At 51.8% G+C, this 23,465-nt stretch carries 26 protein-coding genes and 1 pseudogene; 10 read left to right on the top strand and 17 right to left on the bottom strand.

The features are described from left to right. Positions 1–8: 8 nt before the first annotated feature. The 3 genes from AC1BI1_RS03660 to AC1BI1_RS03650 form a co-directional block, all read right to left on the bottom strand. Positions 9–242, bottom strand: a complete 234-nt coding sequence (locus AC1BI1_RS03660) for a hypothetical protein (RefSeq protein ID WP_476715900.1) — start codon at positions 240–242, stop codon at positions 9–11. A gap of 97 nt (positions 243–339) precedes the next feature. Next, positions 340–1,611, bottom strand: coding sequence for a Ger(x)C family spore germination protein (locus tag AC1BI1_RS03655; protein ID WP_476715994.1), 1,272 nt, complete (start codon positions 1,609–1,611; stop codon positions 340–342). Then, the gene (locus AC1BI1_RS03650) at positions 1,611–3,275 is read right to left on the bottom strand and encodes a spore germination protein (protein WP_476715899.1); all 1,665 of its coding nucleotides are present in this window, start codon (positions 3,273–3,275) and stop codon (positions 1,611–1,613) included. Before AC1BI1_RS03650 ends, AC1BI1_RS03655 begins: the two co-directional genes overlap by 1 nt. Before the next feature lie 158 nt (positions 3,276–3,433). Between AC1BI1_RS03650 and AC1BI1_RS03645 the strand changes: the two genes are divergently transcribed. The 3 genes from AC1BI1_RS03645 (at position 3,434) to AC1BI1_RS03635 (ending at position 6,238) form a co-directional block, all read left to right on the top strand. Further along, on the top strand, positions 3,434–4,537 hold the full coding sequence (locus tag AC1BI1_RS03645) for a GerAB/ArcD/ProY family transporter (protein WP_476715898.1): 1,104 nt from the start codon (positions 3,434–3,436) through the stop codon (positions 4,535–4,537). Positions 4,538–4,642: 105 nt separating this feature from the next. Continuing rightward, positions 4,643–5,239 carry a DNA-3-methyladenine glycosylase gene (locus AC1BI1_RS03640; protein WP_476715897.1) on the top strand — a complete coding sequence of 199 codons (597 nt, stop codon included), beginning with the start codon at positions 4,643–4,645 and terminating at the stop codon, positions 5,237–5,239. A 570-nt stretch (positions 5,240–5,809) separates the two neighbouring features. Next, the gene (locus AC1BI1_RS03635; RefSeq protein ID WP_476715896.1) at positions 5,810–6,238 is read left to right on the top strand and encodes a ferritin-like domain-containing protein; all 429 of its coding nucleotides are present in this window, start codon (positions 5,810–5,812) and stop codon (positions 6,236–6,238) included. 8 nt (positions 6,239–6,246) lie between these two features. Here the strand turns inward: AC1BI1_RS03635 and AC1BI1_RS03630 are convergent, their stop codons facing one another. Then, positions 6,247–7,119 carry a DMT family transporter gene (locus AC1BI1_RS03630; RefSeq protein WP_476715993.1) on the bottom strand — a complete coding sequence of 291 codons (873 nt, stop codon included), beginning with the start codon at positions 7,117–7,119 and terminating at the stop codon, positions 6,247–6,249. Positions 7,120–7,261: 142 nt separating this feature from the next. Between AC1BI1_RS03630 and AC1BI1_RS03625 the strand changes: the two genes are divergently transcribed. From AC1BI1_RS03625 to AC1BI1_RS03610, 4 genes are all read left to right on the top strand, one after another. Beyond that, positions 7,262–8,104, top strand: coding sequence for a basic amino acid ABC transporter substrate-binding protein (locus tag AC1BI1_RS03625; protein WP_476715895.1), 843 nt, complete (start codon positions 7,262–7,264; stop codon positions 8,102–8,104). A 110-nt stretch (positions 8,105–8,214) separates the two neighbouring features. Then, a complete protein-coding gene (locus tag AC1BI1_RS03620; RefSeq protein ID WP_476715894.1) occupies positions 8,215–8,889 on the top strand; it encodes an amino acid ABC transporter permease in 675 nt (224 codons plus the stop codon). Beyond that, the gene (locus tag AC1BI1_RS03615; protein WP_476715893.1) at positions 8,876–9,598 is read left to right on the top strand and encodes an amino acid ABC transporter ATP-binding protein; all 723 of its coding nucleotides are present in this window, start codon (positions 8,876–8,878) and stop codon (positions 9,596–9,598) included. Before AC1BI1_RS03620 ends, AC1BI1_RS03615 begins: the two co-directional genes overlap by 14 nt. A gap of 16 nt (positions 9,599–9,614) precedes the next feature. After that, positions 9,615–10,220 carry a DedA family protein gene (locus AC1BI1_RS03610; RefSeq protein ID WP_476715892.1) on the top strand — a complete coding sequence of 202 codons (606 nt, stop codon included), beginning with the start codon at positions 9,615–9,617 and terminating at the stop codon, positions 10,218–10,220. Between the two features lie 4 nt (positions 10,221–10,224). On the opposite strand, the gene pspAA is transcribed toward AC1BI1_RS03610, so the two are convergent. From pspAA to AC1BI1_RS03585, 5 genes are read right to left on the bottom strand one after another with little or no spacing between them, the layout of a single operon-like run. After that, a complete protein-coding gene (pspAA, locus tag AC1BI1_RS03605) occupies positions 10,225–10,503 on the bottom strand; it encodes a PspA-associated protein PspAA (RefSeq protein ID WP_476715891.1) in 279 nt (92 codons plus the stop codon). Beyond that, positions 10,500–11,201 carry a PspA/IM30 family protein gene (locus tag AC1BI1_RS03600; RefSeq protein WP_476715890.1) on the bottom strand — a complete coding sequence of 234 codons (702 nt, stop codon included), beginning with the start codon at positions 11,199–11,201 and terminating at the stop codon, positions 10,500–10,502. The genes pspAA and AC1BI1_RS03600 overlap by 4 nt, the downstream gene beginning before the upstream one ends. Positions 11,202–11,234: 33 nt before the next feature. After that, complete coding sequence (gene pspAB, locus AC1BI1_RS03595; RefSeq protein WP_476715889.1) at positions 11,235–11,813, bottom strand: PspA-associated protein PspAB; 579 nt, start codon at positions 11,811–11,813, stop codon at positions 11,235–11,237. Next, entirely contained in the window at positions 11,814–12,713 is a 900-nt protein-coding gene (gene htpX, locus AC1BI1_RS03590) for a zinc metalloprotease HtpX (protein WP_476715888.1), read from the bottom strand. Between the two features lie 24 nt (positions 12,714–12,737). After that, a complete protein-coding gene (locus tag AC1BI1_RS03585) occupies positions 12,738–12,980 on the bottom strand; it encodes an SHOCT domain-containing protein (protein ID WP_476715992.1) in 243 nt (80 codons plus the stop codon). A 186-nt stretch (positions 12,981–13,166) separates the two neighbouring features. Here AC1BI1_RS03585 and AC1BI1_RS03580 point away from each other — a divergent pair, with 186 nt between their 5' ends. Next, complete coding sequence (locus AC1BI1_RS03580; RefSeq protein WP_476715887.1) at positions 13,167–14,078, top strand: S66 peptidase family protein; 912 nt, start codon at positions 13,167–13,169, stop codon at positions 14,076–14,078. 89 nt (positions 14,079–14,167) lie between these two features. Here the strand turns inward: AC1BI1_RS03580 and AC1BI1_RS03575 are convergent, their stop codons facing one another. From AC1BI1_RS03575 to AC1BI1_RS03560, 4 genes are all read right to left on the bottom strand, one after another. Beyond that, on the bottom strand, positions 14,168–14,845 hold the full coding sequence (locus tag AC1BI1_RS03575) for a formate dehydrogenase subunit gamma (protein WP_476715886.1): 678 nt from the start codon (positions 14,843–14,845) through the stop codon (positions 14,168–14,170). Further along, positions 14,826–15,542 carry a 4Fe-4S dicluster domain-containing protein gene (locus AC1BI1_RS03570; protein WP_476715885.1) on the bottom strand — a complete coding sequence of 239 codons (717 nt, stop codon included), beginning with the start codon at positions 15,540–15,542 and terminating at the stop codon, positions 14,826–14,828. Before AC1BI1_RS03570 ends, AC1BI1_RS03575 begins: the two co-directional genes overlap by 20 nt. Positions 15,543–15,546: 4 nt before the next feature. Beyond that, positions 15,547–17,712: a molybdopterin-containing oxidoreductase family protein gene (locus AC1BI1_RS03565; RefSeq protein WP_476715884.1), complete on the bottom strand. Its 2,166-nt coding sequence runs from the start codon at positions 17,710–17,712 to the stop codon at positions 15,547–15,549. Positions 17,713–17,957: 245 nt separating this feature from the next. Next, a complete protein-coding gene (locus AC1BI1_RS03560) occupies positions 17,958–19,139 on the bottom strand; it encodes a YeeE/YedE family protein (protein WP_476715883.1) in 1,182 nt (393 codons plus the stop codon). An 80-nt stretch (positions 19,140–19,219) separates the two neighbouring features. On the opposite strand from AC1BI1_RS03560, the gene AC1BI1_RS03555 reads away from it, so the two are divergent. Continuing rightward, positions 19,220–20,113 carry a LysR family transcriptional regulator gene (locus AC1BI1_RS03555; protein ID WP_476715882.1) on the top strand — a complete coding sequence of 298 codons (894 nt, stop codon included), beginning with the start codon at positions 19,220–19,222 and terminating at the stop codon, positions 20,111–20,113. Between the two features lies 1 nt (position 20,114). On the opposite strand, the gene AC1BI1_RS03550 is transcribed toward AC1BI1_RS03555, so the two are convergent. Together AC1BI1_RS03550 and AC1BI1_RS03545 are read right to left on the bottom strand one after the other, a co-directional pair. Beyond that, positions 20,115–20,390, bottom strand: coding sequence for a sulfurtransferase TusA family protein (locus AC1BI1_RS03550; protein WP_476715881.1), 276 nt, complete (start codon positions 20,388–20,390; stop codon positions 20,115–20,117). 83 nt (positions 20,391–20,473) lie between these two features. Further along, positions 20,474–20,848 (bottom strand): annotated as a pseudogene (locus AC1BI1_RS03545) (CAP domain-containing protein); the annotation flags it as partial. 53 nt (positions 20,849–20,901) lie between these two features. Between AC1BI1_RS03545 and AC1BI1_RS03540 the strand changes: the two are divergent. Continuing rightward, a complete protein-coding gene (locus tag AC1BI1_RS03540; RefSeq protein ID WP_476715998.1) occupies positions 20,902–21,048 on the top strand; it encodes a hypothetical protein in 147 nt (48 codons plus the stop codon). 337 nt (positions 21,049–21,385) lie between these two features. On the opposite strand, the gene AC1BI1_RS03535 is transcribed toward AC1BI1_RS03540, so the two are convergent. Both AC1BI1_RS03535 and AC1BI1_RS03530 read right to left on the bottom strand, forming a co-directional pair. Next, positions 21,386–22,165: an IclR family transcriptional regulator gene (locus AC1BI1_RS03535; protein WP_476715880.1), complete on the bottom strand. Its 780-nt coding sequence runs from the start codon at positions 22,163–22,165 to the stop codon at positions 21,386–21,388. A gap of 191 nt (positions 22,166–22,356) precedes the next feature. Then, positions 22,357–23,379: a PfkB family carbohydrate kinase gene (locus AC1BI1_RS03530; protein ID WP_476715879.1), complete on the bottom strand. Its 1,023-nt coding sequence runs from the start codon at positions 23,377–23,379 to the stop codon at positions 22,357–22,359. Positions 23,380–23,465 lie beyond the last annotated feature (86 nt).

The raw sequence follows: 23,465 nt of genomic DNA, 5'->3' as shown, positions 1-23,465 counted from the left end.
ACCCCGGTTTATTCCGGGGGGCCGAGGACAACCTGAGCCAGCGGTTCAAAGAGTCTTATCAGGGCTTCAGAGGGAAAAACAATCTTCCTGTGGAGGGCCCAGGGTAAGCTTAAGGCCAGGCCCAGTAGGCACAGAACAGCAAAGACAATGAGCTCTCGCCAGGCCCGGCGCCGGAAAAGGGGCGGGACCTCCAGGAGGAAAACGCAGGTATATAAAGCGAGCACAATTAACAGCCTAAACACCAGCAATTACCTGCCTTAAGCTTAGCCTTTAATAAAATTTTTATTTAAGGGGGTTAACGCGCTAGGCTATCCCAGTTTTCGCTGGGGAGGTGCCAAGTTAACGCGCTTTGGGCTGCCAGGGGCGTCCGGTCAAACCTGTACGGCGCAACTTGGCCTCAACCTGTATGGTAACGGGCAATTTTTTGAATTCCTTATCCCAGCGGGTTTGCACTTGCTTCCACAGCCTCGGTTCCTTGCGGGAGAGGGCGCCGCCGAAGTCAAAAACATCGGTGCCCACCTTTTTTGCCTGGGCCATAGCGCTGTTAATTTCCTCTGTAACAGCCGCTGCCATCTGGCTTTCCAAAAGTTTGATGGCTTCTTCCCTGGTAAAGTCATGAAAGCATTGCTGCTCCAGAAGATTTCCTTCCACCTTTACCTTAATCGTACCCTGGAGCTGGCCGTTCTGGGTTTGAACCTGGGCTTTGCCCCGCGCTTCGGTTATTTCTACCGAAACCTTGCCTTTATCCTCCGGACACTTAAGTTCCAGGATGGCCCGCCTTACTTGATTTCTAACCCAGGCCCAGCCGCGGGTCTGGCGCTCGTCCAGCCAGCCTACCAGCTTATCATGGTGGAAAAGGCCTGCTCCGTTCAAACGCACAGTCCTGACTATTTCCGGTTCGGGTACCCGTCCTGCGCCTTGTTTGCCAGGCTCCCCGGAAGTAGCTCCCCCAGGAGTTGCTGCCCCTATAATGGGCGGTAAGGGCTGGGGGCTAAGCTCCAAAACCGGTATAAGCGCAGCAGCTGCCCCTCCGGATAATTCAAGAAATATATCATGAATGGTAGGTATAAAACCGAAACCGCTAACCCTTACCCATTTATTTAGACCCACAATCTCCCGTCCCAGGGTTGCCTCTAATCCCCCCTGGGCGAGGATTAAAATCTCCCTCGCTGGCCCCCGGGTAATCAAAATAAACGTAGAACGGCGGAATTCCTGTTGCCGGTCTAAAAAATCCAGAACTTCCTTGAGGCCCCGGCGGGCCAGCTCCTCCCCCACCAGTACGGCAGTAGTGTGAGCCACATAAGAGCGACGGGGTAACCTCAAAGCCAGCTTTCGCTTGGCGGCCAAAAGGGTATCTCCCCGGTCGCTGCTGAGGACTGCGTTGCGCTGGGGCAGAGCGCCTGCGGTGCCCCCTCCACCTCCGCCCTCACCACCTCCGGCAACCGCAGCCGGACGTATTATTTCGACCGTGACGATACGCTGTTCCCCCTCCAGATCGACAGCCAAAGAAGATATGAAAGCCAATTCGTTAATCTCCCGCCGGTCCCAGCAGCCAGGTAGAAAAATAAGAAGGAAGATCAGACCCAGCAAAGAAATGGTACGTAGGAGCATCAACGCCCCGGCCTCCTGGGACGCCCTTTAGCCCGGGCCCGTTTTCCTTTTCCCATCATAGTCTCTATCTCTGCCTCAGGGGGTTCTACCTGGGCCGGCTCAAACTTTTTAATGCCGGGTTTTACCCGGAAGAAATTCCTCAAGCCACCTTCGAGTTTAGGCCGGGTCAGCATAGCCCACCAGGGTGCCCGGAAGACAATGTCCTTCTGGTCTTCCCAGATAAAAGGCGCCAGAGGAGCCAGATAAGGCAAACCCAGGCTCCTTAAAGTAACCAGGTGGATTAAAATCGCTAAGATACCCGCAAATATGCCAAATATTCCCAAGGAACCGGCCAAGAATATCATGGGCAGGCGCAGCATACGTATGGCCGTGCCCAGACCGAAGGTGGGATTGGTAAAAGAAGCGATGGCCGTTAGGGAAACTACAATTACCATGGCAGCCGAAGCCAAGCCAGCCCGGATGGCCGCCTCACCGATAACTAAGGCCCCGACAATGGTAACGGCCTGGCCCACAGGCCGTGGCAGGCGTACACCGGCTTCCACCAGTATTTCAAAAATTATTTGCATCAGCAGGGCCTCCACAAAAGCCGGGTAAGGCACCCGCTCCCGCTGAGCCGCTATGGCCACCGCCAGGGTAGTGGGTATCATCTCATGGTGGAAAGTAGTGACGGCCACATAGAGGGCCGGCAGCAATAGAGCAATGAAAAGAGCTAAAAAACGATAAACCCGAATCAGGCTCACTACCCAGCGCTCATAAAGGTCATCGGGAGCCTGAAGCTCTGTAAAGAGGTTTATCGGCAAGGTAAGAACAAAGGGAGAACCATCAGTTAAGATAGCCACCCTGCCCTGCAAGATGTCCGCCACCACCCTGTCGGGCCTTTCCGTCCGGGCAAACTGGGGAAAGGGAGAAAAAGGGGAATCCTCAATGAGTTCCTCTATATAGCCGCTTTCGAGAATACCATCAATATCGATGCGCTTTAGCCGGCTACGCAACTCCTGCAGGACCCCTTCCAAAGCCAGGCCCTCTAGGTAGCTGATCACCACCCGGGTATGGGTAGCCCGGCCAAAATACCAGGTTTCAAAGCGCAGGTCGGGTGTCCGCAGGCGCCGCCGGATTAAGGATATGTTGGTAGGAAGATCTTCGGTAAACCCCTCCCGGGGGCCGCGGATGACAGTCTCTATTTCTGGTTCGGTTACCGCCCTTTTCTCCCACCTATCGGCCCCCAGGAGTACGGCCCGGCTATACCCATCCACCAATAAGGCCACCTGACCATCCAGCAAGCCATAAAATATCCCGCGCCACAAGCGGTGTTCTTTTAAATGTCCTATTGCCAAAGTATCGCGTACTAACCTGGATAAGCTCGCTCCAGCTAAAGACCCCTGTTCCGCTCGCAATTTCATTAAAGACGGTAAAATATCCCTCTGTACTACATCGCGATCCACCATGCTTTCTAAATATACCAGAGCGATGTGGCAGCCGGTTATCTCCATCTCCCTGATGATCAAATCCTCGCTCAGGCCAAAGGCTTCCCGCAGATAAGTTAAATTGGCCTTCAGGTCTGTTTGAAGCGGGACTTCGTATTTTCCCCTTATCTGGTCACGGGACGAATTTTTCTTCTTTCCTGAATGGGTTAATTTCCACAGGCGGCGAAAGACTCTCAGCAAGATCCGACCATCCCTTCTTTCCAAGTAGCCCGGCTATTTTACTATGGAGGTAACAGTACCTACCCTTTAGTGTGATGCTTGTCAGCCTTTTTATACTGTAGCTACATATAAGTAGAGCTAATAGGAAATATTAGTTAGCCAGGAGGAGGCCTACATCCATGCGGGAAGAAGGTAGAATTTCTAGCTGGCAATTTTTAATGCTGGTCATGGCTTTTCTCATTGGCACCTCCACCCTGATCATGCCCGTGGGGCCGGCCAAACAGGACGCCTGGATATCGTACCTTTTAACCGGGGCCCTAGGCGTGGGTGCAGCCTACTTTTACACAAGCTTAGGGCAAAGGTTTCCAGGGGAAACCCCCTTGCAGTACGCTCCGCGGGTCCTGGGAAGAGTCTTGGGCACCTTCTTCAATCTCCTTTTTCTCTGGTACGCCTTCCACCTGGCCGCTCTGCTTTTGCTCAACTTCAGTGAATTATATGTCATCGCCATTATGGTTACCACACCCCTTGTAGTTTTTGTCGGCATAATGGCCGGCCTGGCAGCTTGGGCAGTCCGCTCAGGCATCGAAGCCATTGCCCGTCTGGCCGAGCTATTAACTCCCTTTCTTATAGCTACTATTATCGCCCTCAACCTCCTTACCTTGGCTACACCGGGGTTGCCCCACTGGGAAAACCTCCTGCCCATTATGGCCGAAGGTCCGCTTCCCATCATTAGAGGGGTATTACCATCTTTTGCCTTCCCTTTTGGAGAAACTGTCTTTTTCCTGGTGTTTATTCCTTTTCTAACCGACCCCAGTAAGAGCCACCGGCCTTTTGCCCTGGCAGTGATTTTAATTAACCTCCTTCTCACCTCTGTCCTGGTGCGCAATATCCTTGTTCTAGGCCCGGTAGAAGCTGCCCGGACTAATTTCCCCAGCCTGACCACCATACAGCTAATTAATATTGGCGATTTCCTCCAGCGCATGGATCCTTTAATTATTTTCATCTGGACCTTTGGTGTCTTTTTAAAATTAAGTGTGGTTTTCTATGTCTTTACCCTGGGAACCGCCCAACTTTTTAACCTTCGGGATTACCGCCCCCTGGTTTTACCCACCGGCCTTTTGTTGACTTTTTTTGCCCCTACAGTCTATGAGAACTTCCACCAGATGCTGCGTTTCGCTTCCCGTACCTGGCCCTTTTACTTCTTGCCCGGCTATTTTATCTATCCTGCCATATTGCTGCTGGTAGCTAAAATCCGGAATATTAAAGGGAAGAGCGCTAAATAGTTGTTGCATCGAAAGGTGTGGTTTAGTACTTAGTCCGGTGCTAAAATAAAAAAGGCTTGCTTTCAAGGGGACAAAATTTAGATAGTGAAAGGGGGGCAGGATAAATTGCTTCCCTGGGAACAAAAGCCCTTACCCTATGAGTTTTTTGCCCGGGATACCAGGACAGTAGCTAAAGGATTATTGGGAACTTATATGGCGCATTTTTCACCGGAAGGTTTAACCGTAGGACGGGTGGTAGAGACCGAGGCGTACTTAGGCCCGGAAGACCCTGCCTGCCATTCGGCCCGCGGGCCGACAGAGCGGAATGCTGTTATGTTTGGCCCGGCAGGTTTTATTTATGTGTATCTGATTTACGGCATGTATTATTGTGTGAATGTAACGACAGATAAACCCGAAGTCCCGGCGGCGGTGCTTTTGCGGGCGCTCGAGCCCCTGGCCGGCCTGGAACTTATGGAACGACGGCGCGGCACCAGAAAAATCCAACAACTCTGCAACGGGCCGGGCAAGCTGGCCCAAGCCATGGGGATCGACCGCAGCCTTAACGGTACCAGCGCCATCCAGGGCCCCATTCGTTTTTATCCTCCTCTCCCCGGCGAAGACGTCCCGGAAATTGTGGCGGCGCCGCGCATTGGTATCAGCCAAGCCACCGACTGGCCCTTGAGGTATTACATAAAAGGAAATCCTTTTGTATCCAGGAAATGATTAGTAACATCCTTAAGGTTCGCGGAATAAACTACAGTAGATTAACAGATTAAAAACTTGATTGGAGGAGTGTAATATGGCTGACAGTGGTTTGGGTTTCTTGCGTGGTAGGTTTGCCTTTATTTTGTTCCTAATTCTGATCCTGCTCTTCTTCGGCGATGATTAAAATTTGCCAGGCTTCCCCCGCTTATAGCGGGGGAGCCCTCCCCTTTAAACGGGCCGCGTTACGAAAGCTGGAAAGCTAATAGGGTTTAGTAAATCTTTAAAAAGGAGGATTTTTATGGGCGGAGGATTTTTGGGCCCCGGATTTTTTAGTGGTAGGTTTGCTTTCATTTTGTTCCTAATCCTGATTCTCCTTTTCTTGGATGCGTAAACTGGCAACCGCCTCCCAAAAGTTGGTATAGATATAGTAAGTAAACAGGCCACACCCTTCTTAATAAAGCTCAATTCCTAAAAGGAGGGCTGTGGCCTGTTTGTATAGGCCAGACTATAATTTTGCCTCTTCCCTGGGTACCCTTTCCAGGTCTAATAAATATCATACAATAGAAGAGGAAATATGGAGGGGTACTTATGTCGCTCGAGCAGATTATAAAGCTCCTTAACCTCGACCTATCCTGGGAGTATGCAGCCATGATCCAGTATATCCAGCATGCTAGTATGCTTACTGGCCCCCAATATGTAGCTGTTATAGAGGAAGAGCTCCAACATGCCCAGCAGGAGCACGCCCACGCTGTTATGTTAGCCGATAAAATCCAGTACCTCGGTGGCATTCCCACGGTCCAGGTACAGGAGATCAGAACCTCCCTTAATAATGTAGAAATGCTTCGCCAGGATCTACAGGCCGAATACGACGCCCTAAACCGTTACCTGCAACGTATTGAGCAACTGGAAGCTATGAAACTCTACGATGTCGCCCAGGTCATCAGGGAAATTGCCGTCGTAGAGCAAGAACACATTATTAATCTGGAAAAAGCTCTGGGCATCCAGAAGGTAAGATAAGAAGGAGATTACGGGGGATCTCCTTGGCTTTCCTTAACACCCCTGGCTTGTACGAACAACATGCCTGCAAGTATAAGGCCGCATCCCAAAAGCTGCTTTAAACCCAGAATTTCGCCACCAAAAGCATAGGCGGTAAGGGCACCAAAAACCGGCTCCGTAGCCAGGATTACAGCCGTAGCGGCGGCAGATAGGTAGCGCTGGACCTTCACTTGTATGAGAAAAGCGGCAGAGGTGGCTAAGACAGCAGTAATAACTAAAGCTTCTATGACTCTAGCTGACCAAATAACTTGGGAGGGTTCGAAGGGTAAAAAAGCGGCGCTAAAGAAGCCCACGGTCAAAAGCTGTACCAATGCCAGCTGAATTGAGCTATGCAGGTGAGTCACCCTATCTATGAATATCACGTGTCCGGCAAAACAAAAAGCACATAAAAGGACTAACCAGTCGCCGTAAGATAAAGCCAAGGAACCTTCTAGGGAGAGGAAGCCCAGACCGGTTGCCGCCAGCCCTGTGGACAACATCACTGAGGCGGGCGGGCTTTTTCTTTTTAGCAAGGCTTCCAAAAGAGGTACTATTACTACCGACAGTCCAGTGATGAAAGCCGCTTTAGAAGCAGAAGTAATTTTAAGGCCGATTGTTTGGAAGGCGTACCCGCCGAACAAAAGAAGGCCAGCCGTAAATCCGTGTATTATAACCTTGCGCACCCTGGAAAGCTGTTCCTTTAGAGCCCAGGGTAACAAGAAGAGTGAAGCCACCATGAAACGGTAAAAGAGAAAGTGAAAAGGAGCTATATCCTTCAGCGCTTCACGCACAAAATAAAAGGTTGCGCCCCACACAAACGCAACTCCTAATAAGCCTAAGCCAGGTATAACTGATTTCCCCATCAAGACCACCAAGCCTGATTCTCCCACTATCCACCCTTGACTGTCAATGAAATTTTACTTCTCTTCCGGCAGGAGTTATCAATCTAATGCCGAAATAACACTTTCGTTTGGGATTAAAAGCACAAAAAGGAGGAGACCTGAAGTGAAAACATTTCTCAGAAAAATTGCCTTTCTAGCCGCTGCTTTGTTGCTGGCGGTGGCCATCACAGGCTGCGGCCAAAGCAGTTCTCAGGGCCAGGCCGGCAAACAGTCTTCTGACAAGCAGCAGAGCCCGTCCAAGCCCAAATATGTAGTGGCTACCGAAGCTTCTTTCGCTCCTTTCGAGTTTCGGGATGATAAGACCGGTCAATATGTGGGGTTTGATATCGAGCTTATGAAAGCCCTAGCGGAAGTCCAAGGTTTCGAGGTCGAGTTCAAAGATATGGGCTTTGACGGCATCATAGCCGCGGTGAAAACGGGAAATGTAGATATGGCCATCTCCGCCATAAGCATCGATGATGACAGGAAACAGCAGGTAGACTTTTCTTTACCCTACTACCAGTCCGGACTCAGCGTGGCCGTACGAGCGGACAATAACACCATTAAAGGTTTTCCAGATCTTAAAGGTAAAAGAATAGCCGTACAGATAGGAACTACCGGAGCTAAATACGTCAAGAACAACATCGAAGGAGCCAAGGTAACCGAATACAATACGGTTAACGATGCCTTTCTGGAACTGATCAACGGCGGAGTAGACGCCTTTGTAAACGATTATCCCGTATCTGCTTACTTTATAAAGCAGGGCAATACTAAGGTAAAAATTGTAGGGGACCTGGCCAACAGCGAATTTTACGGCATTGCTATCCCCAAGGGCAAAGCTGAATTGCTCCAGAAAATTAACGACGGGCTGAAGAAGCTAAAGGAAAACGGTAAATACGCCGAGATTTACCGCAAGTGGTTCGGAGAAAACCCACCCGATTTCCTGCCTGGCGAGCCCAAAAAGTAGTTGAAAAAATGTTTATTCCCAAGACTTAAGTTTATGGTAGTATATAATGCGTAGTGTCGTCTAAAGACGGTACTACGCATATTTTGTGTTATACTGGCGAGGTGGCAGTCTTGGCACTAATTTTGAAATCTCTCCCCTACTTGCTCATGGGCGCTGTGGAAACCCTAAAGATAACCTTTTTTGCCGTTTCTCTGAGAACTATACTGGGCCTTATTGTGGGATTGGGGAGGATCTCCGGTCAAAGGATTATCCGCTTCCTGGCAACCTGCTATGTGGATTTCCTGCGCGGCACACCCCTTTTAGTGCAGGTGTTTATCGTTTATTTCGGTTTTCCCCAGCTATTGGAGCAATTGGGCTCACCCATTACCCGTATCCCTCCCTTCGTGGCCGCCATTATCGCCTTCAGTCTCAACAGCGGCGCTTACGTAGCGGAAATATTCCGGGCGGGCATTCAATCCATTCACCGGGGACAAATGGAAGCGGCCCGGAGCCTGGGTATGACCCACGCTCAGGCCATGAGATATGTTATTCTACCCCAGGCTTTCAAACGGGTCATCCCACCCCTAGGAAACGAATTTATAGCCCTGCTTAAAGATACTTCTCTGCTTTCAGTCATCGGTATAGTCGAACTTACGCGCCGGGGCCAGATAATAATAGCCAGTACCTTCAGGCCCTTTGAAATTTGGTTTACCGTAGCCCTTATCTACTTGGTTCTCACCTTTTCCATTTCGCGCCTGGTAGACTTCCTGGAAAGGAGATTGGACATCAGCGATGATACGCGTTAGGGGGTTAAAGAAGCGCTTCGGCCGCCTGGAAGTGTTAAGGGGTATAGATTGTGATATAGAGGCGGGAGAAGTGGTGGTGATAATCGGTCCCAGCGGTTCGGGCAAAAGCACCTTTCTCCGCTGTCTTAACATGTTGGAGGAACCTACTGAAGGCTCCGTCGTTATTGATGGAGTGGAACTTACTAATCCCTCCACCAATCTCAACCTGGTCCGCCAGAAGGTGGGCATGGTTTTCCAAAGCTTTAACCTTTTCCCCCATAAAAACGTCTTGGAAAATATAACTCTGGCTCCTATAGTAGTAAAGAAGCTCGACCGGGCAGCAGCTGAGGCGTTGGCTTATGAACTTCTTAGAAAAGTAGGCCTGGAGGATAAGGCCAGGGCTTACCCCGACCAGCTCTCCGGCGGGCAGCAACAGAGGGTAGCTATAGCTCGGGCCCTGGCCATGCAGCCTAAAGTTATGCTCTTTGATGAACCTACCTCGGCCCTGGATCCAGAAATGGTGGGCGAGGTTTTGGGAGTGATGCGGGACCTGGCCAGGGAGGGGATGACCATGGTAGTGGTAACCCACGAAATGGGGTTTGCCCGCGAGGTGGGACACCGGGTAATGTTTATGGACGAGGGTAAAATCGTGGAAGAAGGTCCCCCGGAGAAAATTTTTAACCACCCCGAAAATCTCCGCACTCAAACTTTTTTAAGTAAAATCCTTTAGAAAGGCTGGAAAAACTGTGGAAAGTTTACTGGGACCCTTGTTCAAGGCCATAACTGAAGTCATTGCGGCCTTCGGCTACTGGGGAGTGGCCGTGGGCATGGCCATCGAGAGCGCCTGTATCCCTTTGCCCAGCGAAATTATCTTACCCTTTGGAGGATATTTGGTGAGCATCGGCCGCCTGGAGTTTTGGGGAACTGTGCTGGCCGGCACCGTAGGAGGTACCATAGGCTCTATTGTGGCTTACTTGGCGGGATTGTGGGGAGGACGACCTTTCCTTAAAAAATACGGCCGCTACATTTTCTTCTCCGAAAAAGAATTCGCCGTAGCCGAGAGATGGTTTCAGCGCTACGGCGAAGCCACAGTTTTCTTTACCCGCCTCTTGCCAGTAATCCGTACCTTTATATCCTTGCCGGCGGGGATTGCAGGCATGCCTTTCGGACGTTTCGTTATTTATACCTTTTTAGGGTCGCTGCCCTGGTCCATAGCGCTAGTATATGCCGGTAAGGTTCTGGGCAACAACTGGAATGCCTTAAGCCCCTATTTTCACCGTTTCGATTTAATCCTAGGGTTAGGTATACTGGTTTTGCTGTTCCTGTATTTGCGGCACCGCCGCCGGCACTAAAATCCTAGACCAGATTGCGGGGGTAATTGGCAAACAGCTCCCTGGCCTCTTCCAGAGTGGTATCAGGAGCCGGTAAAATCAGGTCCGACTCCACCAGCTCGGTATCCGGCACTTTAGTGCCGCGGCCACGGATTAAAGCCAGAACTTCTTGGAAGTTTTTATTGAACTCTCCTTCATCGCTATTTGCTACGGCATCCAGCAGTCTATCATCGAGCCGGTCCAATTCGCTCAAGGCCTCATTCTCTACCCGGTACTGGCCTTCGGTGAGGATACGGATAATCACTCCTTCCCCACCTCCTTTTTGAGCCGGGCCAGTTCTTCTTGCACTTTACTCGCAGCAGAAGCCCGGCGCAGTTCCGCCTCTAGGGGATCCCCGCTTTCCAGGGCGTCCTCCAGCACCCCTTTAGCCACCAGCTCATCGATGGCATCTGCTCGAGCCCTCATTCTTTCTGTCTTTTCTTCGGCCCGCTGGATGGCCAGGGACACGTCGGCCAGTTCTTCTGATAGTCCGGTGACTGCCTCGCTTATCTTTACCTGGGCCTGGGCTGCCGAATACTGGGCTTTAATAACTTCTTTCTTGGTGCGGAAAGCTTCCACCTTGGCCTGCAATCTCGCCTCTACTGTAGCCAGCTTTTCCTGTTCCTGCTCCAACCCTTTAATCTGCTCTTCCAATCCCTCAAGTTGAGCAGCCAACACCTGCTTGCGCTCCAGGGCAGCTGTGGCCAGGTCTTCTCTCCCCAGCTGCAAAGCCTCCTTGGCCTGTCTCTCCAGCCGCTCCATGTTTTCCTTGAGCCGCACCACCTGTAGCTCCAGACGCTTCTTGGAAGCTACCACATCGGCCAGGTTCCGCTTAACTTTCTGCAAGAGTTCAAGCTGGCGCTGGTAGGAGTACTCCAGAGTCTCATGGGGGTCTTCGGCTGCATCGAGAATCTTGTTGATCTTGGCTTTAAAAATGGTGGACATGCGGGATAGGATGCCCATTTATATGTCACTCTCCTTATGAATTATTAATGCCTACACCGGACTATTCCATAAAGGATACCAACGGCTAAAATCTTTCTCCCAGGGAAGCTCTTTTTCTAAAAGGGCGAAAAGACGCATTTCCCCGGCATTGTCCCGCTCCTTATCCTTCCCCGGCAAAGGCAGGAAAGGATAAAAAGTGCCTCGCTTGTAGTTAAAAATGAGGTAAAGAGCGGAAGCAGAAGCCTGTTTCTGTAGGCGGAAAACGGCGGCCAGGAGGCGATCGCCGAAACCGTTTTCTATCAGCGCCTGCCCGGCCATGTGGATTAAAGCCACCAGGTCTTCCCAGTCGGGATCTTGAAATACAAACCAGGTGTAGCCATACTCGTCCTGGATGACCTGGGCTTGGCTACCCATTTCCTGGGAAGCCAGCCGGATCAAATCTTGGGCTTCTTCCGCAGCAGAAGTAAAGGCACTGTCCTCTGCGGGCCGCAATACTAAACCGGCCCTTCCCGCCGGCAACCAGCCCAACTCGGCCTCTAAAGTAATCCGGGCGGTAGTCAGGGCAAAGAGGGGCTCGGTCCGGGCAGGGGGCACCCGCGTGCGGCCCAGCAAAATATCCCAGAAGCCCATTTAATGCCCCTCCATCTCCCTTTCCAGTCGCCGCAGGTATTCCAGCCGGCGTTCTAAGGAAGGGTGCGTGGAAAACAGTTCCATCAAACTGTCCCCGCTCAAGGCCGGGACAATGAAAAAGGCGTTTAGGGCTTCAGCCTGGCGCAGATCCCTGGTGGGAATGCGCTGGATCACCCCACTGATCTTTATCAGCGCGGAAGATAGCTGGCCAGGGGCCCCCGTCAACAACGCCGAGCCTCGGTCAGCGGCAAATTCACGGTAACGGGAAAGGGCATTTATAAGGAAGTAGCTGATAATCCATACCACGAGGGAAACCAGATAAACGAACATAGCCGACCCACGGCCTTCACGCCCTTCCCGGTCGCCGTAACCCCACCAGCCCCAGTAGTAGAACTGCTGGACCAGAAAAGAGGCCACGGTGGCAAAGAAGCTGGCAATGGTCATGACCGCTACATCTCTGTTGCGGATATGGCTCAGCTCATGGGCCAGGACTGCTTCCAGTTCAGGTGGGTTAAGCCGCTCTAACAATCCCGTAGTTACTGCCACTACCGCATGGGACGGGCTGCGGCCGGTAGCGAAGGCGTTGGGTAGAGGTGTACGTACAATAGCTACACGAGGCTTGGGAATATCGGCCAGGGCCGCCAGCCTTTCCACCAAGGCGTGGAGCTCGGGCGCCTCCCTAGGGCTGACCTCTTGCGCCCCCATGGACCATAAAACCAGGCGGTCGGAAAAATAATACTGGGCTACAAGCATACCGCCGATAACCACAGCCATGCCCACATAGCCCACCCCTGCCTGCCACAGGACAAGGCTAAAAAACAGGTATAGGGCTGCCAGGAGAAACAGGGTCAAAAACATGCGGGCTTGCAAGCCCGTATCAGGTTTTATCTGCCGCCGCAAGAGCCCTTCCCCCTCCTCCAAAACTTAATCTTTTAATTCTTCACGCATACGGCGGTATTCTTCCGTGCTAATTTCTCCTCGGGCATAACGTTCTTTAAGGATGCGTAGCGGATCTTGCTCCGCCGTCGATCCCAGCGGCTGTCCCAACCGGCCACGGGTAAAAAGGGCTACTACCCCGTAAACGGCTAAAACGATAATACCGGCAATAACGAGCCACCACAGGATCATCCAAAGATTCATACCCCAATTCCAGCCCCAGTAGTGCATCACCTTCTCACCTCACGTTCATCATAATTGGCCAGCTTAAAAGCTGTCAAGGTTGTTCACAAAAACTTCAAAAACTGGCTTCATGCCCATAGTATACGCCAGCCCTGGTAAAAAAATAAATGCTGAAGTTGAACTTACATTGTTGAATATAAATTTGAAGAGGAAGGAGTAAGGGAGATGGAGAAAATGCTTAAACCCAGACCTTTAAAACCCGGTGATACCATAGGCATTGTGGCTCCGGCCAGCCCTTTAAAGTGCGACTTATACTTACAGCGGGGGATGGAACGCCTGAAATCTTGGGGGTTTCAGGTAGTATTACACCGACCGCTGACGTCGGGCGAGGGATACCTTGCAGGCAGTGACGAAGAGCGCCTGGCTGAATTGGAAGCCATGTTTGCTTCTCCCAGGATTAAAGCCATTATCTGTCTGCGCGGCGGTCACGGGAGCCTGCGCCTTTTACCGCACTTAAATTATGACCTTATCCGGGCCCATCCCAAAATCTTCCTCGGCTACAGCGATATCACTGCCCTGCACCTGGCTCTAATACAGAGAGCCGGACTGGTTACCTTTCACGGTCCCATGATTTATCCTGAATTAGGCGGCAACTTAACCCCCTACACCGAAGCCTCCCTGCTAGGTATGTTAACCGGCTGTCCACCCTCCTATACTATTTACCCCGCCGAGGGAAAGGGCTTGACTGTAACGCCAGGCCGGGCCAAGGGATATCTAATCGGCGGCAACCTTTCCCTTTTGACGTCTACTTTAGGTACTCCTTTTGAAGTAAACACCGGGGGAGCTATTCTTTTCTGGGAAGAAGTGGATGAACCCCTTTACCGCCTGGATCGCATGCTCACCCAGCTCCTTCTGGCCGGAAAGCTAGCGGCCGTCGCGGGCATGGTCATCGGGGAATGCATAGGGTGTGGGGACCTGGAGGAACTTCTGCGGGAACGCCTGGCCCCTTTAGGCATCCCCTGCCTCTACGGCCTTCCCTGCGGCCATGGTATTGACGTGGCTACCCTGCCCTTGGGTGTCGCGGCTACCCTGGATGCGAGCAAAGGTTACTTGCGCATAGAGGAAGCCCCCTGGGCCCAGGCTTGAACATGGCGGCAGGCCCAACACAGTCGTAATGATAAGGAAAAAGGCGCACGACTTTTAAAATCGTGCGCCACTTAAGCTCACACAGGTTCTCAGGCTACCCTTTGGCTACCGCTGGCGGAACCGGCCCGCTCCTTAATTTCGCGATACCAGCGGCCATGGTGTTCTCTGGCAAAGGCTTCCGAAACGGAGCCCCAAATCATACCTTTTATGGCTTCCCTGCAACCGGGGTGGCATAAAGCCAGGTAAACATGGCCAATTAGTGCCGCGCCCATCAGGAGGGCCCCCGCCGAATGGAGGGGATGGGCCCAGGCCACCACCTCAGGGGAAAATTTATCCCTTAACAGAAGTATCCAGCCGGTAGCCATCATCCACAAGGAACCGAATATGGTGAGCAGAGAATTTAACTTTTCTCCGGCGTTAAATTTTCCCTGTTCCGGCAATTTCACCGGCAGGCCAAAGAATTCCCGGGGAAAACCTTGTAGAAACTTCCAGTCCTCGCTTCTCCAGGTAATGCATTCTTTAAGCCACTGGAACGTTGTCCGGGGGGTACCAATCAGAAGAATGAGAACCGTTAAGAAAGTAAAAGGATAGGCCATGGCATGGTGCAAGCTGCGAGCAGCCTTCAAGCCCTCCGGGCCTAAAAGACCGCTCCATCCCCGAAAGACCAGGCCTAAACCCGTCAATAACAGCACCACAAAAGTTACACCATGGCTCCAGTGCCCCAAACGTTCAGCCAGGTTAAAACGCTCAATCCTCTTTTCCGGCATGATCCCTACCTCCTTTGTGAACAGTATTTATCAATAAACTGGTAACCACAGCAGCAGCCGCCAAGCCCATAGCCGCTTTGCCCGCCGGATGAATGATATCCTGCCACAGCCGCACTACTCCGGGTTGCTGTAGATCCGGGGGAAGAAGGGAGCGATCCAGCTGCAAGTTGCGGGGAGGCACATAAGCGATGCCGGTGCCAGTGATGTTAATGGCTTTTTTACTGTTAATGAGTTTGTTTATCTCGCTCCCGGGATCCTCCAGGTCACCAAAAATTCGCGCCCCGGCCATACAGGTCTCCACACAGGCAGGCTTTTTACCTCCTGCTAGCCGCTGGTAACAGAAATAACATTTCTGGACGATGTTCCGCTCTTTGTTGAAACTACGGGCATCATAGGGGCACGCCGACTGGCAATAGCGGCAGCCGATGCATTTCTGCTCATCTACTATTACCAAGCCATCGGATCTCTTTTGGGTGGCCCCCGTAGGACAAACTTTAGCGCAAGGAGGGTCATCGCAATGCATGCACTGGGTAAGGACCACTCCGCCTCGCACTTTAGGAAAAGTTCCCACCTCGTAGCGGTGAACTTGGGTGAAATGCTGTTCCGGTAATAGCTCCCACTCCGCCTGGCAGGCCACCGTACACCCGTGACAACCAACACAGCGGTTAAGATCGAACAGCATACCTAAACGCGCCATTCTTTTATCCCACCTTCCGCACTGTAACCAGTGTTTCGCACTGGGCGGCTGCTCCCGAAACAGGGGCCGCCAGAATGGGGATCAGAGCGCTATCGTTAGCTCCCCGGTTATAAGCCAGCCGCCTTAAGGGTACACTGCAGCCGAAGCCATGGGCCAGGAAGACGGCCTCCGGATGGATGCCTTCGGTTACCCGGGCTTTTACTTTAACCTTACCCACTCCCGATGTTACTTCCACCATATCCCCTGTCTTAATACCCAGTTTGCTTGCCCGGCTGGGATGGATCCAGAGTTCGTTTTCCGGCATAAGGGCAGCAAGATAACTATTGTTATCTGTGGTAGTGTGAGTATGCATGGGGACGTGCCCCTGGATAAAGCGGAAGTTATCTTCTTTAGGCTCCACCAGAGGCGGCTCCCAGGCCGGCGTCAAGGTGCTGCCAGCTTTAACAAAGACCTGGCAGGCCAGCTCGATTTTACCGGAAGGAGTTTTGAGTTTGGTATAATCCGGTTTCTCCGCCTCTACCTCCACTACCCCTTCCCGGGCCAGCTTCTCATGGGTGAGGCCTAGAGGAGCTAGTAGAGCGTCATTGTACTGCTCCAGGGTAAAATTGAAGTATTCGCCCAAGCCAGCAGCCTTGGCCAGCCCGGCAATTATTTCCTCACCGCCCTTGGTATCAAAAAGAGGTGGCACTGCCGGCTGGCGCAGGATAATCTTATTGCCCACCGTCATCAAGGGATCGTACCTTTCCAGGTAGGTGGATTCCGGTAAAACATAGTGGGCATAATAGGCAGAATCGTTCATTTGGATGTCGATGGCCACCACCAGGTCGAGCTGCTTTAACGCTTCGATAAAAGCTCTCGAGTCCGGGCAGGAACGTACCGGATTCAAATGGTAGATTACTGCCGCTTTGATGGGATAGGGTTTGTTTTCCTTCACCGCTTTAGGGAAAAGCTGGATCATGCCATGGGCTTTGATAAGGGGCCATTTTTCGCTGCCCGCTCCATCCCAACGCGGAGCAGCTACTGCCGGCGGCTTAGGGCCCATGATGCCGGACGGGTCACCCAATTTAATCTTGGGCGGGAAGGTCAAGCCCCCTTTGGCTCCCAGGTTACCCAGAAGGGCATTGAGAGCAGCTACTGCCCTGGCTGTCTGCAGGCTGTTGTAATACTGGGAACCGGTAACGGCATGCCAGCCCGGATCGATAGCCGCTGCCGGCTTAGCAGCTGCCAGCTCCCGGGCAATGCGGGTGATGGTGGAAGCTTCGATACCCGTGATTTTAGCTGCCCACTCAGGTGTGTAACTAGCCACACCAGCTTTTAGCTCTTCAAAGCCGATTGTGCGTTCAGCGACAAAAGCAGCATCATAAAGGTTTTCGTTAATGATAACGTTAATAAGTGCAAGCACTAGCGCTAAATCGGTACCGGGCCTGATGGGAAGCCATTCATCGGCAAAGGTGGCAAACTCGCTCAGGCGCGGGTCTACAGCCACCAGGCGGGCACCCTTTTCTTTGGCAGCCACGATCTTTTGTATATCCGGATTTTTAATACCTCCAGTGAGATTCCGGCCGAGGGCAATATAGTAGCGCACGTTGGCGTAATCGGTACCCGGCACAGCGCCGTACATCTGCTCAAAGGCCACATTGCGGCTGCTGTAGCAGGTAGGCGCATGGCCGGTATAGTTGGGAGACCCAAAGGCAGCCAGAAAATGCCTCTCCCAGGGAGCAATAAGCTCAGGGTGAGTTAGCCAGACCAGCGACTGGGGGCCGTAACGGCTCTTAATCTCCTGGAGTTTATCGCCAATTTCTTTAAAAGCCTGCTCCCAGCTGATGGGTTGGAACTGTCCTTCTCCCACACGCTTCATAGGGCTTTTCAGACGGTCAGGGTCGTACAGGGTTTTCATGCCGGCATTACCCCTGGCGCATAACCGTCCCGCTGCCTGGGGATCCTTGGGATTGCCTTCGATTTTTACTACCCGGCCCTCTCGCACTCTTACCAGGATGCCGCACTTAACGCCGCACATCTCGCATATACTTGGTACAACCCGCTCTTTTTCCGCCGCTTCGGCCGGAACCCCTCTTCCCCAAACGGTCAGGCCGCTGTTAAAAGCGGCCAGCGCCCCTGCCGCAGCCGAAGCCTTCAGAAAAGTGCGCCGGCTGATTTTGGTTGCTAACATTGGCCACCACCTTCCTCATAGAATAGTCGTTCCTTTAAGAGATTTTGTTATTGTTCTAACACAGTTTTTCCCCTTGTCTCCTGCGAAGCCTTTGTGTTACCTTTAACTTTCACAGAAAAAGTTAGCCATTGGCCCGCCTTATTCCTGCCGCCCAAAAGCTTGGGGGAATCAAAGAGGGGAAGCCCTTCCAGCTCCCCCTAACCCTTGATATTTCTCATCTGACAGCCTTCGCCCCTCCCAATTTCCTATCGAGTATTTCGAAGGCTCTCAAACCTTTCGATAGATACCAGCAACAATCGTCCTCCCAGATAGCTTCCCAAAATCAATCCCAGGCCAAAAATATAGCCATGCAAAGAGAAGGAGGCAATTCCGTTAAAGAAGGCACCGATGTTGCACCCCATACCGATTCGGGCTCCGTAACCCATCATTAGGCCGCCGGCGATACCCCAGGTCACCGCCTTCCAATTCCGGGGAAAACGCAGGCGAAATTCCGAAGCTCCCAGAGCGGAGAGGAGAGAACCGGCAATTATACCCACATCTAAAATAGTACGCGGTTCCTGGCTAAAACCTACCTTCAGAGCCAGAGCGTTTTCAAGTAAAGTAAAGTAATACCAGTTTTCCGGATTTCCGCCTAACAAAAGGTAAATCCAGGCACCCCAGTAAGCAAAAGCGGTGGTAATGCTCCAGGGGGCACCGCGAAAAATTAGCAGTCCGGCATCCAACAGGGCAATGAGCACCCCGCCCAGCCAATAGGGCCAGGCTATGGTCCAGGGGGGCTTGGTCCCTTTAGTGCCCTCTTGCGCCGGCAAAGCGAGGATCGCGCCAAAGGCCCTCTTCTCCACTTGAAGTAAACCCAGATAAACCGCACCCAATAACAAGGCTTGTAAGAAGAGGGAAAAAGTCCAACCGAGTCGGTCAGGCAAAAATAAAATAGGGGAACGGCTGATAAAAGTTTGATGCCACCAGCCGAAATCATGGGCTCCCCAGAGGGAGCCGGCAATAAAGGCGCTTAAAACCAGCCATTGCTGCACATGACCTTCTCCGGCCCGGGTTAAAGTGCCGGTAGCACACCCGCCGGCCAGCACCATTCCCAGGCCGAAGATAATCCCACCGATAAAAGTATGCCAGCCTGCCGGGCGGACGTCGCCCTCAAAGCCCGCCCTTAAAAGAAAAGCAAAAGCCAGAGTGGCCACCATTAAAGCTATTACTAAAGCCCGGCTAAGGGAGGTATTGCCCGTTATGAAAGGGTCTCTAAAACAGGCTACAAAACAGAAGCGGCTACGCTGCAGTACATAACCGAAACCCAGGCCGAAGAACAATATACCGCCCAAAATCGGGTCCTGTCTTTGTAACCAGGAAAACACACCAATTATCAAAAATAAGAGCAGGATAGCATAGGGTAATTGAGACTTCACCTCGTCCTGCACCGGGTATCACCTCAGCAGGATTGAAGTTGTTGTTTGTAGAAAGATATTTAAAAGTTTTATATAGGGTGGGGGTAAGGTTTGTGAATCTGGCCCATATTCAGGCCTTTTGCACTGTGGCCCAGGTAAAATCCATTTCCGAAGCGGCCCGAATCCTCCATATATCCCAATCTTCCCTCAGTTACCAGATACAGCTGCTGGAAAATGATCTCGAAGCGGAGCTTTTTATCCGCACTACAAAAGGCGTCGAACTTACCGAACTGGGAGAAATAGTTTACGAATACGGTCAAACCCTCCTCCAACTAGTGGAAAATATGAAACGGGATATAGCTAACTGGAAGAGCGGCCACGAGCGCCTCATTGTAGGAGCCAGCAGTACCATTGGCAGCTATGCACTCCCCTGTACTATCTATACTTTCAAAGAAAAATACCCGGAAGCCAATATCAAGCTGCTGGTGGCCAACCGGGAAGAAACCATTCAGCGCTTGCTGGAAAGAACCATTGACCTGGGACTCATTGAAGGCCCAGTGGAGGTACCGGGCCTGGTAACTCGCGGCGTAGCCGAAGATGAATTATTGCTCATTGTAAATCCCGGCTGGCAGGGCCCGGATAGCATCAGCCTGCAAGAACTCCGCAAACTGCCCCTTATCATCCGGGAAGAAGGTTCCGGTACTCGGCAGATCATCGAAAGGGCGCTGCGCGAACAGAACCTTACCCTTAAAGATTTAAATATAGTCTTAGAACTCAATAGCAATGACGCCATTAAATCGGCTATCAGCGCAGGCCATGGAGTAGCTTTACTATCGCAGTTAACGGTCCGCAGCGAGCTAGGTACTGGAGCCCTCAAAGCCCTTAAGGTAGAAGGGATTTCTTTCCGCACCACCTTTACCATTGTTTATCCTCAAGGGAAACCGGTGAGCAACCTCCAAAAAAAGTTTTGTCGCTTTATCCTTTCCAATCGCAAAGCTTTCTGTTAAGTCAGCAGCATTTTTCAATGCTAATTTCCCAGAGACCATTGCCCACAGTTCGCACGTCCACCCGGTGTCCCATCTTGCGTACCACATCTACCAGTGCCTGGGTAGTACAGCTATGATCGCTTTCTACAATGAGGATATCCCCCCGAGCCATACCTTTCAGCCGCAGTTTGGTGCGCACGATGGGTATGGGGCACATCTCGCCGTAAACATTGAGCCGGTAGACGGCCACCTTATCACCGCCACTCCATATACCAGTTCCACGGATTGGATTCGCCATTACTCTCTTTCTTTCCTGCAGGAAGGATAAACTAAAACAAAAAGGGTGCGCTTAACAATAAACGCACCCCAGTAAAGCTTATCCTATTTTCCTATAAACTCTTGCGCCCAGTAGTGGCCGTAACTCCCTCCGCTGGCATAGCCCACGCCAATGTGGGTAAAATTAGGATTGAGGATATTAGCCCGGTGCCCTGAGCTTCCCATCCAGGCAGCCACTACAGCTTCCGGAGTCCTATAACCGGCGGCTATGTTCTCCCCTGCCGTGCGGTAAGTAATCCCGAATTTCCTCAACATTTCTGCGAAGGGTCCATAGGTAGGAGAAGTATGGCTAAAGTAGTTTTTGTCCCGCATATCTTCGGCCTTCAGCCGGGCTGCTTTGGACAGTTGCAAGTCCACGGCCAGGGGCTTAAGGCCGGCTTTGGCCCGCTCGGCGTTAACCAGTTCCACCACTCGCTGTTCATACTGGTGGAGCTTATAGGCGTTATCAGGTTGTGGCTGCGGAGGGTTAGGAGTTGGTTGAGGTGCCGGCGCTGGCCCAGGCTGGGGTTGAGGTGCGGGGGCCGGCTTGGGCTGAGGTGCCGGTGCTGGCTGAGGTGTGGGAACAGGGCCAGGTGCCGGTAGCCACCGGAATAACCAGGTCCAAAGTTGTACCGGGATAGATTGATAGTTTGGGGTTGTCTTTAGGTAGTAAATGTACTTTAGGCTGTAAGAAGTACCGGCCCCGGCCGGGTTCGCCAGGGAAAGGGCGAAGGTAAAGGCCACAAGTAAAGCAACGAGGGATAAAATGAGCCGCTTACGCCGCAAAGTCAACATTCCTCCCTTTTTTGGTAATTTCACTTTCGGGCCCGTCGGCCAGAAACCCCTCCTTTTATACGCTAAGCCCCTTGACATTCCCTTACGGCAGGCAGAGATGCTAGTTTAGAGGAAGGGCATCTTGATGTTACCATAAAGGGAGGTGTAAGTTAACATAAAATTTTTACCAGCTTATCCCCGCCTTTAAGGATACGCTCCCCTAAAACCCAAGCGCCGGGAGACTTCCTGGCCAGCCCAGCGCACTAACTCTCCCAATTCAGGTATCCTCTCCTCCGTTACGTGAACTTCCGGTCCGGAAATACTTAAAGCCGCCACCACGCGGTTTTGATAATCAAATATGGGCGCTCCTACACAGCGAATGCCCTCTTCATTTTCACCGTCATCCACGGCATAGCCCTTCTGACGAATCTCTTCCAGTTGTTCTGCCAATACCGGCCACTCGGTAACCGTGCGGGAAGTAAAACGGGTCAAGCCTTTCCTGGCCAATAAACCCTGTACCTCCGGCCAGGGAAGATAGGCCAGGATAGCTTTACCCACCGCCGTAGAATGCAAGGGCACCCGGCGGCCGATCTGGGAGTACATGCGGATGGTCCGGTTTCCTTCCACTTTATCAATATAGACGGCCTCATCCCCGTCCAGAATTACCAGGTGAGCCACTTCGTTGCTTTTAGCTGCTAACTCTTTTAGAAAGGGATGGGCAACAGTACGCACATCCATCCGGTCTAGAATTCTTCCGCTTAATTCTAATATCTTTAACCCCAGGTTATATTTGCCATGGCTGGCATCTTGCTCTACATAGCCATATTCCTTTAAAGTTTGGAGCAGGCGATAAACTGTGCTTTTATGCAATCCTACCCGCCGTGCCACTTCATTTAAGCCCAATCCTTCCTTCTCCTGGGCTAAAGTTTCGAGAATGGTTAAAGCCCTTTCCAGGGCTTGGACAGTTCCCGCACTTCCGGACATTTTGCTCATCACCACCATGGTGTCAAGGCACTAGCTCAACCATTGATACTAAATCAATTATACCACTTGTTCTTCCTCTAAAATCTTTTTCTAGGGCGACCTCGTCTCTGCAGGCAATCTTAAAATTAAAACCCTGGGCCGGTGATTTAAAACAGCACCAGGGTTTTAATACAATTTAATACCGGCTATTTTTAACGCTGGACGCGACCGGAGGCATCTCCCTTCATCAAAGTTTGTACCTCCTCGCGAGTTACATGGTTGAAATCGCCGGGAATGGTATGTTTGAGGCAAGAGGCGGCTACGGCAAATTCCAGGGCTTCGCGGACATTCCAGCCCTCCAGCAGAGCATAGATTAACCCCCCGGCAAAGGCATCCCCTCCCCCTACCCGATCTACAATATGGATCTGGTAGCGGCGAGAGCGATAAAATTCCTCCCCGTCATAAAGCAAAGCAGACCAGCCGTTGTCAAAGGCAGAAAAGCTCTCCCTTAAGGTTATGGCCACCATCTTTAAATTAAACCTGCGGGCCAGCTCTGCTGCTACCTGCCGGTATCCTTCTTCACTGATCTGGCCGGCAGTTACATCCGAAGCGGGCGCTTTAATACCGAAAACTTTCTCCGCATCTTCTTCGTTGCCAATGGCTATATCCACATAAGCCATAAGTGTGGTCATAGTAGCCTGGGCCTTTTCCGGAGACCATAAGTTTTTGCGATAATTTAAATCACAGCTCACCGTAAGGCCTAATTTCTTGGCCGTCTGAACCGCTTCTAAAGTTACCGCCGCCACATTATCCCCTAAAGCCGGGGTAATGCCGGTAAAGTGGAACCAGTCGGCACCTCGCAAGATCTCTTCCCAGGGAAATTCTCCTGGCTGTACCTGGGAAATGCTAGAACCTTTTCGGTCATACATTACTTTGGACGGCCGCTGAGAAGCCCCCATTTCCAGAAAGTAAATGCCCAGCCGTTCGCCCCCGCGCAAGATATAGCGCGTATCTACCCCGTAACGGCGCAAATGGTTTATGGCCGCCTGGCCTAAAGGGTTGGCCGGTACTTTGGTGACAAAAACGGCTTCGCCGCCGTAGTTGGCTATAGAAACGGCTACATTGGCTTCTCCTCCACCGTAGGTAACGTCTAGAGAATCTGTCTGCACCAGCCGGCTATACCCGGGCGGCGAAAGCCGCAGCATAATTTCACCGAAGGTTACCACTTTAGCCATTTCGGCTAACCTCCTTGATCAGTAAGATTTCCCCCCACTGTTGAACCCAGACCTGCCTGGCTTTAGCCCGCTCCCAGCTCAAGCAG

Source organism: Thermanaeromonas sp. DSM 22490 (assembly GCF_056378755.1).
This window is presented reverse-complemented; position numbering and strand designations above follow the sequence as displayed.

What these genes read in the sequence shown, in the direction of transcription:
- AC1BI1_RS03600 (WP_476715890.1), bottom strand. Translation starts at nt 11,201, where the DNA reads ATGGGCATCCTATCCCGCATGTCCACCATTTTTAAAGCCAAGATCAAC.
- AC1BI1_RS03615 (WP_476715893.1), top strand. Translation starts at nt 8,876, where the DNA reads ATGATACGCGTTAGGGGGTTAAAGAAGCGCTTCGGCCGCCTGGAAGTG.
- AC1BI1_RS03635 (WP_476715896.1), top strand. Translation starts at nt 5,810, where the DNA reads ATGTCGCTCGAGCAGATTATAAAGCTCCTTAACCTCGACCTATCCTGG.
- AC1BI1_RS03565 (WP_476715884.1), bottom strand. Translation starts at nt 17,712, where the DNA reads ATGTTAGCAACCAAAATCAGCCGGCGCACTTTTCTGAAGGCTTCGGCT.
- AC1BI1_RS03580 (WP_476715887.1), top strand. Translation starts at nt 13,167, where the DNA reads ATGCTTAAACCCAGACCTTTAAAACCCGGTGATACCATAGGCATTGTG.
- AC1BI1_RS03550 (WP_476715881.1), bottom strand. Translation starts at nt 20,390, where the DNA reads ATGGCGAATCCAATCCGTGGAACTGGTATATGGAGTGGCGGTGATAAG.
- AC1BI1_RS03575 (WP_476715886.1), bottom strand. Translation starts at nt 14,845, where the DNA reads ATGCCGGAAAAGAGGATTGAGCGTTTTAACCTGGCTGAACGTTTGGGG.
- AC1BI1_RS03645 (WP_476715898.1), top strand. Translation starts at nt 3,434, where the DNA reads ATGCGGGAAGAAGGTAGAATTTCTAGCTGGCAATTTTTAATGCTGGTC.
- AC1BI1_RS03570 (WP_476715885.1), bottom strand. Translation starts at nt 15,542, where the DNA reads ATGGCGCGTTTAGGTATGCTGTTCGATCTTAACCGCTGTGTTGGTTGT.
- AC1BI1_RS03585 (WP_476715992.1), bottom strand. Translation starts at nt 12,980, where the DNA reads ATGCACTACTGGGGCTGGAATTGGGGTATGAATCTTTGGATGATCCTG.
- AC1BI1_RS03630 (WP_476715993.1), bottom strand. Translation starts at nt 7,119, where the DNA reads ATGGGGAAATCAGTTATACCTGGCTTAGGCTTATTAGGAGTTGCGTTT.
- pspAB (WP_476715889.1), bottom strand. Translation starts at nt 11,813, where the DNA reads ATGGGCTTCTGGGATATTTTGCTGGGCCGCACGCGGGTGCCCCCTGCC.
- AC1BI1_RS03655 (WP_476715994.1), bottom strand. Translation starts at nt 1,611, where the DNA reads ATGCTCCTACGTACCATTTCTTTGCTGGGTCTGATCTTCCTTCTTATT.
- AC1BI1_RS03530 (WP_476715879.1), bottom strand. Translation starts at nt 23,379, where the DNA reads ATGGCTAAAGTGGTAACCTTCGGTGAAATTATGCTGCGGCTTTCGCCG.
- AC1BI1_RS03535 (WP_476715880.1), bottom strand. Translation starts at nt 22,165, where the DNA reads ATGTCCGGAAGTGCGGGAACTGTCCAAGCCCTGGAAAGGGCTTTAACC.